At 63.0% G+C, this 11088-nt stretch carries 12 protein-coding genes and 1 pseudogene; 3 read left to right on the top strand and 10 right to left on the bottom strand.

Features of this window, described 5'->3' with window-relative positions:
• A pseudogene (locus VK804_RS20820) lies at positions 1–282 on the bottom strand (sulfurtransferase); the annotation flags it as partial.
• A 267-nt stretch (positions 283–549) separates the two neighbouring features.
• Between VK804_RS20820 and ispG the strand changes: the two are divergent.
• Positions 550–1842 carry a flavodoxin-dependent (E)-4-hydroxy-3-methylbut-2-enyl-diphosphate synthase gene (gene ispG / locus VK804_RS20815; protein WP_325373713.1) on the top strand — a complete coding sequence of 431 codons (1293 nt, stop codon included), beginning with the start codon at positions 550–552 and terminating at the stop codon, positions 1840–1842.
• A gap of 10 nt (positions 1843–1852) precedes the next feature.
• On the opposite strand, the gene VK804_RS20810 is transcribed toward ispG, so the two are convergent.
• Both VK804_RS20810 and VK804_RS20805 read right to left on the bottom strand, forming a co-directional pair.
• A complete protein-coding gene (locus VK804_RS20810) occupies positions 1853–2263 on the bottom strand; it encodes a type II toxin-antitoxin system VapC family toxin (protein ID WP_325373711.1) in 411 nt (136 codons plus the stop codon).
• Between the two features lie 8 nt (positions 2264–2271).
• A complete protein-coding gene (locus tag VK804_RS20805) occupies positions 2272–2706 on the bottom strand; it encodes a DUF7662 domain-containing protein (RefSeq protein WP_325373709.1) in 435 nt (144 codons plus the stop codon).
• Positions 2707–2866: 160 nt separating this feature from the next.
• Here VK804_RS20805 and VK804_RS20800 point away from each other — a divergent pair, with 160 nt between their 5' ends.
• Positions 2867–3763, top strand: a complete 897-nt coding sequence (locus VK804_RS20800; protein ID WP_325373707.1) for a TauD/TfdA dioxygenase family protein — start codon at positions 2867–2869, stop codon at positions 3761–3763.
• A 143-nt stretch (positions 3764–3906) separates the two neighbouring features.
• Entirely contained in the window at positions 3907–5244 is a 1338-nt protein-coding gene (locus VK804_RS20795) for a Rieske 2Fe-2S domain-containing protein (RefSeq protein WP_325373706.1), read from the top strand.
• Between the two features lie 30 nt (positions 5245–5274).
• Here VK804_RS20795 and VK804_RS20790 read toward each other — a convergent pair whose 3' ends face one another.
• From VK804_RS20790 to VK804_RS20760, 7 genes are all read right to left on the bottom strand, one after another.
• Entirely contained in the window at positions 5275–5436 is a 162-nt protein-coding gene (locus VK804_RS20790; RefSeq protein WP_325373705.1) for a type II toxin-antitoxin system RelE/ParE family toxin, read from the bottom strand.
• A gap of 115 nt (positions 5437–5551) precedes the next feature.
• Positions 5552–5758 carry a hypothetical protein gene (locus VK804_RS20785; RefSeq protein WP_325373704.1) on the bottom strand — a complete coding sequence of 69 codons (207 nt, stop codon included), beginning with the start codon at positions 5756–5758 and terminating at the stop codon, positions 5552–5554.
• Positions 5759–5871: 113 nt separating this feature from the next.
• Positions 5872–7476 (bottom strand): Na+/H+ antiporter, encoded by a 1605-nt coding sequence (locus tag VK804_RS20780; RefSeq protein WP_325373719.1) that lies wholly within the window; start codon positions 7474–7476, stop codon positions 5872–5874.
• A gap of 204 nt (positions 7477–7680) precedes the next feature.
• Positions 7681–8055 (bottom strand): nuclear transport factor 2 family protein, encoded by a 375-nt coding sequence (locus tag VK804_RS20775; RefSeq protein WP_325373702.1) that lies wholly within the window; start codon positions 8053–8055, stop codon positions 7681–7683.
• Positions 8056–8180: 125 nt separating this feature from the next.
• Positions 8181–9230 carry a zinc-binding dehydrogenase gene (locus VK804_RS20770; RefSeq protein WP_325373700.1) on the bottom strand — a complete coding sequence of 350 codons (1050 nt, stop codon included), beginning with the start codon at positions 9228–9230 and terminating at the stop codon, positions 8181–8183.
• A gap of 213 nt (positions 9231–9443) precedes the next feature.
• Complete coding sequence (locus tag VK804_RS20765) at positions 9444–10130, bottom strand: DUF1345 domain-containing protein (protein ID WP_325373717.1); 687 nt, start codon at positions 10128–10130, stop codon at positions 9444–9446.
• A gap of 20 nt (positions 10131–10150) precedes the next feature.
• On the bottom strand, positions 10151–11077 hold the full coding sequence (locus tag VK804_RS20760) for a farnesyl diphosphate synthase (RefSeq protein WP_325373697.1): 927 nt from the start codon (positions 11075–11077) through the stop codon (positions 10151–10153).
• Between the last annotated feature and the right edge of the window lie 11 nt (positions 11078–11088).

The raw sequence follows: 11088 nt of genomic DNA, 5'->3' as shown, positions 1-11088 counted from the left end.
GACGCCATGCCGGCCGAACGCGGCCTCAAGCTGCGCGACCGCGGGCATCATGAAATGAAGCCCGGTATTTTGATCTGAAAATTCGCCCTGCAAATCCAGAAAGTCCGCGCCCGGGATATGTGCGGCCTCAAAGGTGTGCCGCCCGGGCACGGCGATGTAGGGAATGTCGCTGCCTTCGGGTTGATATTCGAGATAGGTCGTACAATCGAATAGCCGGAGATCGGAATGATCGAGGATGGCCGCGAGTTCCGTTGACGTAATAATCCCGTCGCGCACTGGCATCTGCGTCGCCTCCCCATGTGTTTGGCGCAATGCTACGGCGCGCGATAGACCGTGAAAAGGCAATCGCCGGTCAAGGCCTGCCCTTTAATCCGCCGGTTCCAGCCCGATATACAGGTCAGAACAACGCGGCCTTAAACCCAGCTTCGGATCGTGACGGCTTGGATAAGCCATTGAACTGACAAGATAAACCTTCCCATCGGGTCGAAGCCATCAGCTTTGCCACCGGCCCCTTGGTGAATGTCATCAAAACCTGATATTCGAGACGCCATGAACAAACCCGAAAAACCCCCTCAGAACGACGTCGCCGGCCCCAGTGCCCGGCATAAAACTACCCAAGTCATGGTCGGCAATGTCGCCGTCGGCGGTGGCGCGCCGATTGTGGTGCAGTCGATGACCAACACCGACACCGCCGATGTCGCGGGCACGGTAGAGCAGGTCGCAGCCCTTGCCCGCGCCGGCTCCGAACTGGTGCGGATCACGGTCGACCGCGACGAGGCCGCGGCCGCGGTGCCGCACATCCGCGATGGCTTGCGCAAGCGCGGCATCACCACGCCTTTGATCGGCGACTTCCATTATATCGGCCACAAGCTCCTGGCCGAGTATCCGGCCTGCGCCGAAGCGCTCGACAAATACCGCATCGATCCGGGCAATGTCGGCTTCAAGAACAAGCGCGACACCCAGTTCGCCGACATCATCGAGATCGCGAACAAGAACAACAAGCCGGTGCGGATCGGCGCCAATTGGGGCTCGCTCGATCAGGAACTGCTGACCAAACTGATGGACGAGAATACGGCGTCCGCCAATCCGAAGGATGCGCGCGCGGTGACGCGCGAGGCGATGGTGCAGTCGGCGCTGTTGTCGGCCGCTCGCGCGCAAGAACTTGGCATGCCCAAGAACAAGATGATCCTGTCGGCGAAAGTCTCCGCCGTGCAGGACTTGATCGCGGTCTATCAGGAGCTGGCGCGCCGTTCGGACTATGCGATCCATCTCGGCCTCACCGAAGCCGGCATGGGATCGAAGGGCATCGTCGCTTCTTCCGCCGCGCTCGGCATCCTGTTGCAGGACGGCATCGGCGACACCATCCGGATTTCGCTGACGCCGGAGCCGGGCGGCGATCGTACCCTCGAGGTGCAGGTCGCGCAGGAACTGCTGCAGACCATGGGCTTCCGCACCTTCGTGCCGCTGGTCGCGGCCTGCCCGGGTTGCGGCCGCACCACCTCGACCACCTTCCAGGAGCTGGCGCGCTCGATCCAGGATTTCATCCGCGACGAGATGCCGGCGTGGAAGACGCGCTACCCCGGCGTGGAATCATTGAACGTCGCGATCATGGGCTGCATCGTCAACGGCCCCGGCGAATCCAAGCATGCCGACATCGGCATCTCGCTGCCCGGCACTGGCGAAACCCCGGCGGCGCCGGTGTTCGTCGACGGCAAGAAATTCCGCACCCTGCGCGGCCCCAACATCGCCACCGAATTCAAGGCGATGGTGATCGACTACATCGACCAGCGCTATGGCGCGGGCGCGGCTGTTCCCGCGGATACGGTGACGGCGGCGGAGTAGGCTGCGCATCTCAGCAGGCGATGGTGCTGACTTGTCCTTCCTCTCCGTATTTCAACATCAGGAGATCCCGCGTCACCAGCGTTGCGCCGAGATCGCGCGCGGTCGCCAGCAGGATGCGGTCGGCAGGATCGCGCGGCGGCCTGCCCGGCAGGAATGACGAGTCGATCAGGATGTCGGGCGACAATTCGGCCAGATGCACGTTCGGCATTGCGAGGATACGGGCGAACCAGCGCTGCGGTGTCGTGCCGAGGCTCAAGCGGTTGCGCGAGACGAGAAGTCCGACCTCCCACGCCGTAATTGGCGAGAGATAGGTCGCAACGCCCACGCGGGCGGCTTCGTCGAGCTTTTCAGACGCCGATGCCTTCAGTTCGTCGCGCGACAGCCAGATCGCCGCATTCGTATCGAGCAGGAGCGGGGACATCGATCGGATCACCGCGTTTCCGGTCCGTATTTCTTGTCCAGCAGATCAGCCCACTCGGGATCGGCAGGCTCGGTGAGGTCGACGCCCGGAGGCACGAAGGTGATGTCCTTCAGCGCACCACGTAGCGGGTGGCGGCCGTCCCTGGTGGCGTATGGCTTCGGGACGGACTCCGCGATGCCGCCGTTCGCTTCACTGCCCTTCGCGACCCGGCGAAACACCAGCTTGCGCGCGCTCATGTCGACCTGCGCGCTCTCGAAGCCGGCATCGAGCCAGACCTTTGTCATCACGTTATTGGAAGCATTGTTACTCCACCAGGCGCGATGGTGCTGCGCCTTCGGCGGCAGCTTGACACCCGTAATCTTCTCGATCTCGTGAAATGTCAGCGGCACCTCGTGGGCTCGCTGCTCACGCAAAAACACTCCGAGGGGCTCATACTTTCCCATGATCACCTCCCATAAACACACACACTGTGTCACAGTAGCGTACAAGAATCAAGCCCCAATGAATCAGCGAAATCCAGAGCCGTGGGGCAGAGCGTCCAGATTGCGCTTCGCTCCACGCTAGCTACGATGGTGGCAAATCAAAAACTCACCGGAGGAAGCCATGTCTTCGCTCGCCAGCAAACAAGGCCCGCGCTATCGCCATACCGGCGGCGACGCAGAGCCCTACGAAACCATCGGCGTCGAAAAACTCACGCCGATCATCGGCGCGGAGATCTCCGGCGTCGATATCGGCAAATTGGTTTCCGACGAATCGCGCTCCAACCGCCAGATCGACGATATCCACCGCGCCTTGGCCGAAAATCTCGTGATCTTCTTCCGCGACCAGCGCATCACGCCAGAACAGCATCTCGCCTTCGGCCGCAAGTTCGGGGAATTGCACATCCATCCGGCCGCGCCGCATGAGGGCGACGATCCGGCGCTGATGAAGATCTACGCCGACAAGGATTCGCCGCGCGTCAACGGCGAGGGCTGGCATACGGACGTGTCCTGCGACGTCGAGCCGCCGATGGGCTCGATCCTCCACATCAAGCAGTGCCCGCCGAGCGGCGGCGACACGCTGTTCGCCAACATGTATGCGGCCTATGAAGCGCTCTCGGATCGCATGAAGGCCTATCTCGAGGGTCTCACCGCGCTGCATGACGGCGAGCCGATCTATCGCGGGCTCTACGCCAATTACGGCGTCGCCGACCGGCCGGCCTATCCGCGCGCCGAGCATCCGGTGGTGCGCACCCATCCGGTGACCGGCAAGAAGGCGCTCTACGTCAATGGCGGCTTTACCCGTCATATCATCGGCATCCCCGGCGACGAGAGCAGTGCGATCCTCAGATATCTCTACCAGCACATGGAAAATCCGCTGTTCCAGTGCCGCTTCCGCTGGAGCGAGAACGCGATCGCATTCTGGGACAACCGCTGCGCCCAGCACCGCGCGCTATGGGACTACTGGCCGCACACCCGCGCAGGTACACGCGTGACGGTGAAGGGCGAACGGCCCGTGTAAGTGATTGCGTAGGGTGGGTTAGCGAAGCGTAACCCACCATCTGCGCGACATCGCGATAATTGGTGGGTTACGCCTTCGGCTAACCCACCCTGCGAATTGAGCCAAATTTGGCGAAAGCCAAACAAAACCCCGGAGGTCGCGCCATGCTCCGCGCCGAAGACAACAAATTCCTGACCGAAAGCGGCGAGGGCACGCCGATGGGCGACTTGCTGCGCCGCTTCTGGCTGCCGGTGCTGTTGTCGGAGGAATTGCCGGAGGCCGACGGGCCGCCGAAGAAGATCGTGGTGATGGGCGAGGAATTGCTCGCCTTCCGCGATAGCCGAGGCGTTGTCGGCGTCATCGACCAGTATTGCCCGCATCGCGGCGCCAATCTCTGGCTCGGCCGCAACGAGGAATGCGGCATCCGCTGCGTCTATCATGGCTGGAAATTCGACACCGACGGCCGCTGCGTCGATATGCCGACCTCCTATCCCGACCTCAATGCCAAAGACCTGATCCGCATCAAATCCTATCCGGTGCGCGAATGGGGCGATATGGTCTGGGCCTATATGGGACCATCCGGCGAAATCCCCGATCTGCCCGCGCTGGAGATGGCGCTGGTGCCGGCCTCGCACCGCTACGTCACCAAGAAATGGCAGGACTGCAACTGGGTGCAGGCGGCGGAAGGCTCGATCGACACCGCGCATTTCACCTTCGCGCATCTTTCCTTCGAAAAGGAAGAGAACGAAATCCTCGACATCAAGAAGCATTTCGTCAATCCGCTTGTTCGGGTCGCGACCGACCACATGCGCTGGATCGCGGAAGACCCGCGGCCGGTGATCAAGGTCACGCCCCATGACGCGGGGCTCGTGGTCGCGGGCGGAAGGCTCACCGGCGGCGACAATATCTACTGGCGCATCGCCCAATACCTGATGCCGGTGCACGCCTATGCGCCGAGCTCGATGCCCGGCGAAAATATCTTTGGTCAGAGTTTCGTGCCCGTCACCGACACCAATTGCTGGATCTACACCTATGCCTGGAATCCGGAGCGTCCGCTGACGCAAGCCGAGCGCGACGGCTACGCCCGTGGCAATGGCGTGATGTCGGTGGTCGACGAGAATTACATCCCGCTGCGCAACAAGAGAAACGACTATCTGATCGACCGCAAGCTGCAGAAGACCAGGAGCTACACCGGCATCAAGGGCGTGTCCGAACAGGACGCCGCGGTGCAGGACAGCCAGCGCCCGATCGCCGACCGCACCCGCGAGCATCTCGGACCCACCGATCTGGGTATCCTGCATTTCCGCAAGCTGGTGATGGACGCAGCCCGCGCGCTGCAGCACGGCCAGGCGCCGCCGCACCTGAAGCATCAGGATCGCTACACCGTGCGCTCCGGCGGCTGGGTGACGCATCGGGAGAAAGATCTGCCCGCAGTGATGTTCGAACGCTTCGGCGACGAGACGGGATATGTCGGGCGGCCGCGGACCGCGGCGGCGGAGTAGTTGGCGGCCAAATCCTTGCGGCGGGAGCCGCTACGGGCGTTCCTGGGCGGTGTGCCGCACGTGCAGAATAACTATCTCATCATTGGCGGCGTCGATTGCGTAGAAGATCAGAAATGGATAGCGCACAACGGATAAAACTCGAACCTCGGCTTCATCCGTGATGTGTCCAATGAGCGGAAACTCCTCGAGCAACGTCGCCAGCCCTCGATCCGCTCCACGACAGCAACGGCGGCGGAGCGGTTATGTTCGTAAATATACGCGAAAATATTTTCGATTTCGGCAAGCGCTGTCTCAGACCAACGAATCTTCATGCACGGTAGCGATTGAATACCGCTGCGACCGCGCTATCGCTCGCTAGTTTGCCCTCGCGCATCTCGATCAGGCCTCGACGCACAGCTTCTCGCTCGGCATCATTCAGGCGATAGGCACCAAGATGCTTGTTTTCGATGGTCGCAACCGACCTGACGAATTCCTCCTGAGCTTCTTCAGGCCAGGTGGCGACGCGCTCCAGCAAGATTTCGAGTCCTTGTCGTGTCATGTGTGAAGACTAGCAGAGTTCGAGGCTGTTTGCATCCCTGTCATTCCGGGTCTGGTGCTTGCGCACCATCCCGGAATGACGGGTAACGTTTACAGCGGCCCCTTGCGATATTCCCTGTTGGCGAGGCTTGCCTCCTCGAGGTCGAGGTCGCGTTCGATCCGACGCCGGATTTCGTCGGTAATCCTGCCGTCGCGCAGCAGCACGTGGATGAATTTCCGCTCCGCCGCGATCAATTCCCGCGTCAGTTTCGCCCCCGTCACCGAGACGTCATAGTCGTCGGGATCGAGCGAGGCCGGCAGCTGGCTGACGCGGGTCTCGTGCCGGGCGCGCAGCTGTTTGATCACTTCATCCGACAATTCGCCGCGGTCGGTGATGGCGTCGAGCGATCTGAGCGCCGCATCGAGCGCCTCGCGGCGCGCCGCGATCTCCGATTCATGCGCCGCCACATGCTCGGCGCGCCCGGCGTCGGTGAGGCCGAGCCAGCGCACCACCGGCGGCAGCGCCAGCCCAAAGCCCACCAGCGTGATGAAGATGACGCCGAAGGTGACGAACAGGATCAGGTCGCGGTACGGAAAGCCCTCGCCGCCGGGCAGCGCGAAGGGGACCGCGAGCGCCGCGGCCAGCGACACCGCGCCGCGCACGCCGGTGAAGGCGAGCACGAACGGCCATTGCCATGGCGGCGCCGGATCGGTTTCGCGCACGCGCTTGATCAGCCGCGGCAAATAGATCGCGGGAAACATCCAGGCGAAGCGTGCCACCACGATCATGACGACGACCAATGCGGTCGCCAGCAGGATGTCGTGCAGCGGAAACGCCTTGGATTTCTCCAGCAGCAGGCGCATCTGGAATCCGGTCAAGAGAAACAGCAAGCCCCCAATCAGGTAGATCACCAGATCCCAGAAGAAGATGCCCTGCAGCCGCGTCGCCGCTGAAATCAACAGCGGCCCGTTCCAGCTCATATAGAGCCCGCAGGCCACGGTTGCGATCACGCCGGAGCCGCCGAAATGCGCAGGCAGCCAATAGGCGACATAGGGCGTAATCAGCGACAGCGTGATCTCGATCTGCGGATCCCGCGCGTAATGCCGCGCCCGCAACGAGAGCCAGCCCACCGCCGCGCCGAACGCCATCTCGCCGCCGATGATGACGAGGAACTCGCCGGTAGCCTTCGACAGCGAAAACGCGCCGGTGAAAATCGCGGCGAGGGCGAAGCGATAGAGAATCAGCGCGGTGGCGTCGTTCGCCAGTCCCTCACCCTCCAGCACGACCAGGATGCGGCGCGGTAGTCCGAGCCTGCGCACGATCGCCAGCGGCGCCACCGCGTCCGGTGGCGCGACGATGGCTCCCAGCAGGAAGCCGATGCTCCAGGGCAGTCCGATCAGATAATGGGTCGCGGCGGCGACCGTGAACGCCGTGAAGATCACGGCGCCGACCGCCCCCAGGATGATCGGGCGCAGATTGAATTTGAACTCGCGCCAGCTCATGGCGACACTGGCCGAATAGATCAAGGGCGGCAGCACCACCAGCAGCACCAGCTCCGGCGGCAATTCCAGCGACGGCATGCCCGGCACGAAGGCGAGGGCCGTGCCGGCGAGCAGCAACAGGATCGCCGGCGCGACATGGGTCCGCCGCGCCAATAGCGCGGTGCCCGCCAGTACCGCGAGCAGGATCAGGAAGATCTGGAACTTGGCTTCCACGACGGCGAATTCCTCTGCCCGGGCAAATTTGCCCGGACCGGCGGCGCCGTCAATGCCGGGGATCGTCGCGTGCGATACCGTCTCAGCTAATTCGGTTGTCATACGCGGGCTTGACCCGCGTATCCATCGCTCTTCGCAAGATTCTTGTGAAGCAAGATGGATTGCCGGGTCAAGCCCGGCAATGACGGCGAATGAGGGTGGTGGTTATTCCCTCAAATCATAACGATACGATTTCGAAACGATCTGCCAGCCATCCCTGAGTTTCATCGCCACCAGATAGTCCGTGAAATAGCGCGGCGGCAATTGGCAGCGCACCTTGACGAAGGCGGTGGATTCATCGGAGCGGTCGATGGTGACGATGAAATCCTCGCGCGGCTTGCCCTCGGACTTGGCGGAGGGGCGCTTGCGGATCCAGCCCATCCAGTCCGGCACGGTGAGGACCTTCAGCTCGCCCTTTTCAACCACGCGCAGGTCGGCGGAGGGATGGAAAATCTCGCCGAGCTTGTCGGCATCGCCCTCGTAGAGGGCGTCGAAATAATGCTGGACCACGGCTTCGACGGTGGAACGATCGTGAGACATTGGGTGGTGCTCCTGTTTCATTTCATTCGTCATTCCGGGGCGCGCGAAGCACGAACCCGGAATCCAGAGATTGTTGCGCGAGATTCCGGGTTTGCGCTGGCGCGCGCCCCGGAATGACGGTGTTGTCACATCAAGAACACGCCCTTGCCGTCGACCTGCTTGTCGAACAGTTTATAGGCTTCTTCGGCCTGGTCGAGGCTCCAGCGGTGGGTGAACAGGCGATCGACGTCGACACCGCGCTCGACCGAGAACCGCGCGCAGTCGGCCTGGATGATATTGGAAAATGTCCACGACGCCACCAATGTCAACTGCCGGCGCAACAGATGCGGTGAGACGTCGATGTGGACCTCGCCGCCCTCGCCGACGAAACACATCGTGCCCCACACCTTGGTGGAGCGGATCGCGTTCAGCCGCGCATCCGGGTTGCTCGAGGTGTCCAGCGTCAAATCCGCGTAGCGGCCGTGAGTGAGTTCCTTGATCGCGGCGATCGGATCGTTCGAGCCGGGATCGACGACGTGATCCGCGCCGAATGCCTTGGCGCGCTCCAGCCGCTGCGGGCTGATATCGAGCGCGATCACTTTTGAGCCCATCGCCTTGGCATATTGCGTGGCCGCCAGCCCGACCGGGCCCTGGCCGAAGATCGCGATGGTGTCGTTGCCGGACAGGTTCATGCGGCGCAGCGCGCTATAGGCGGTGCCGGAGCCGCAGGCGATCGCCGCGCCCGCCGAAAACGACAATTCATCCGGCAGTGCTACCAGCGTATTGGCCGGCACCTTCAGATATTGCGCGTGGCCGCCATGTGCGTTGTTGCCGTAGACCTTGACGGGCACCTCCTGGCACAGCTGCTGCCAGCCGGAGCGGCAATGGTTGCATTGGGTGCAGCCCTGATAGTGATGCACCATCACGCGCTGGCCGACCCGCGCCTCCTTGGGTCCGACCGCGGTGCCGACCGCGACGACAACGCCGCAGGGTTCGTGCCCGGCAATCACGGGCCCTTGCGGCACCGGAATGCCGGTCGCCCGCGGCTGACCCTTGGGCCGGCGGTATTGATGCAGGTCGCTGCCGCACATGCCCGACGCCTTCATCTCGATCACCACGTCATGGGGATCGGGCGTGGGATCGTCGAAATTCATCAAGTCCAGCCCGCGTTCCCCGGTGAACACAACGCCGCGCATGGTTTCCTCCGTTTTGCTTTTTCTTATGGACCAAGTGTATCGCCATGAGAGGCAATAGCCAACCGGTTCGCACGGAGATAGTCGTGGGCATTTGTGTCTCCACGTCATTGCGAGCGAAGCGAAGCAATCCATCTTGCAACAAGCAAAGTTTGGATTGCTTCGTCGCAAGGGCTCCTCGCAATGACGGCGTTGAGGGGCCAGCGCGTGGCTAGACTAAATCGCACTCGCCGCGATGTTGACCATCAGCGCCAATAGCGCGGTGTTGAAGAAGAACGAGATGATGCCGTGCACGGTCGCGGTACGGCGGATGATCTTGTCGGTGATGCCGACGTCGGAAACCTGCGCGGTCATGCCGATCACGAACGAGAAATAGACAAAATCCCAGTAGTCGGGATGTTCGCGGGTGTCGCCTGAGGGGAACTGCAGGCCGCCCGTCTTGCCGCCGCGAAAATAGTCGTGAGCGTAATGCAGCGCGAAGGCGGTATGCACGGTGGCCCAGGACAGCACGATCGTCAACGTCGCCAGCGCCAGCCCGTGCATGCTGTGCTGCGACGCGCCGAGTTCGAAGATGATCGCGGCGAGGCTTGCAAAGGCGCCGAGCAGGGTTATCAGCAGGATCAGGAAGCGGCCGTCGTCCTGCAGCGCCGCGTTGCGCTTGATGCGCTTGAGCCCGCTGCGATACATCATGATGTAGACCAGCACGAGATACAGCGCGACGAAGATATCCCAGGAGATCAACAGCCGCGTCACCAGCCGCAGCGATCCCGGCAACGGGAAGAACGCCACCACACCGATCAGGATCGCAATGAAGGTGCGCGGCCGCGCATAGACCACCCGCACCGGCTTGGACATTTTCCGGAAGCGGATGAGAAGGGGATCCTCGGTTTCCTGGTCCGCCATCGGCACCTGCAGGTTTCCTGCTAGTTCTTGCGTTCGGCGACGAAGCGTGCGGCGTCGCGCAGCACGTCGCCCCTTGCCCCGAAGATCGAGAGCGCCGCATCGGCGCGCGCCAAGAGGTCGCGGACGCGCCGCTTGGCGCCTTCGATGCCGAGCTGGGTGACGAAGGTAGTCTTGCCGAGCGCTGCGTCCTGCCCGGTCTGCTTGCCGAGCGCGGCGGCGTCGCCCTCGACGTCGAGCAGGTCGTCGGCGATCTGGAAGGCTTCGCCGAGCGCGCGGCCGTAATCGTCGAGCGCCTGGTATTCGGCTCGAGTGGCCTTGCCGAGGATCGCGCCGGCGATGCAGCCGAAGCGCAGCAGCGCGCCGGTTTTCATCTGCTGCAGGCGGGCGACATCGACCGGCTCGCGGTCGCCGAACCGGCCCTCGCCGGCAAGATCGAGCATCTGGCCGCCGACCATGCCGCCGATCCCCGACCCCCGCGCCAGCGCGCGGGTCAAGAGCAGCCGCACGGTCGGATCCCCGTGAATCTCGTCGCGGGTGATGATATCGAAGGCGAGTGTGAGCAGCCCGTCACCGGCGAGAATCGCGGTGGCGTCGTCGGTCTGCTTGTGCAGGGTGGGGCGGCCGCGGCGCAAATCGCTGTTGTCCATCGCCGGCAAATCGTCATGGATCAGCGAATAGCAGTGGATGCATTCGAGCGCGGCGCCGGCCAGGAGCGCCGCCTCGCGCGGCACGCCGAACACGGCCGCGCTTTCGACCACCAGGAACGGCCGCAACCGCTTTCCCCCGTTGAGGCTCGAATAGCGCATGGCGTCCATCAGCCGCTTCGGCCGCGCGATCTCGTCGGGCAAAAGCCGATCCGACAACAGTTTTGCAAGCAGCGCTTCGGTATCGTCAGCGGTCTGGTCCAGCCGTTTGGCAAAGTCGGAATGGGTCGTGCCGGTCGTCATCAAAAGCTGCT

Origin of the sequence: Bradyrhizobium sp., from assembly GCF_035484855.1 — a bacterium.
Classification (GTDB): Bacteria; Pseudomonadota; Alphaproteobacteria; order Rhizobiales; family Xanthobacteraceae; genus Bradyrhizobium.
The sequence above is the reverse complement of the archived record's forward strand: the minus strand, read 5'-3'. Positions and strand labels throughout refer to the sequence as shown.

What these genes read in the sequence shown, in the direction of transcription:
- ispG (WP_325373713.1), top strand. Translation starts at nt 550, where the DNA reads ATGAACAAACCCGAAAAACCCCCTCAGAACGACGTCGCCGGCCCCAGT.
- VK804_RS20765 (WP_325373717.1), bottom strand. Translation starts at nt 10,130, where the DNA reads ATGGCGGACCAGGAAACCGAGGATCCCCTTCTCATCCGCTTCCGGAAA.
- VK804_RS20800 (WP_325373707.1), top strand. Translation starts at nt 2,867, where the DNA reads ATGTCTTCGCTCGCCAGCAAACAAGGCCCGCGCTATCGCCATACCGGC.
- VK804_RS20775 (WP_325373702.1), bottom strand. Translation starts at nt 8,055, where the DNA reads ATGTCTCACGATCGTTCCACCGTCGAAGCCGTGGTCCAGCATTATTTC.
- VK804_RS20770 (WP_325373700.1), bottom strand. Translation starts at nt 9,230, where the DNA reads ATGCGCGGCGTTGTGTTCACCGGGGAACGCGGGCTGGACTTGATGAAT.
- VK804_RS20760 (WP_325373697.1), bottom strand. Translation starts at nt 11,077, where the DNA reads ATGACGACCGGCACGACCCATTCCGACTTTGCCAAACGGCTGGACCAG.
- VK804_RS20805 (WP_325373709.1), bottom strand. Translation starts at nt 2,706, where the DNA reads ATGGGAAAGTATGAGCCCCTCGGAGTGTTTTTGCGTGAGCAGCGAGCC.
- VK804_RS20810 (WP_325373711.1), bottom strand. Translation starts at nt 2,263, where the DNA reads ATGTCCCCGCTCCTGCTCGATACGAATGCGGCGATCTGGCTGTCGCGC.
- VK804_RS20795 (WP_325373706.1), top strand. Translation starts at nt 3,907, where the DNA reads ATGCTCCGCGCCGAAGACAACAAATTCCTGACCGAAAGCGGCGAGGGC.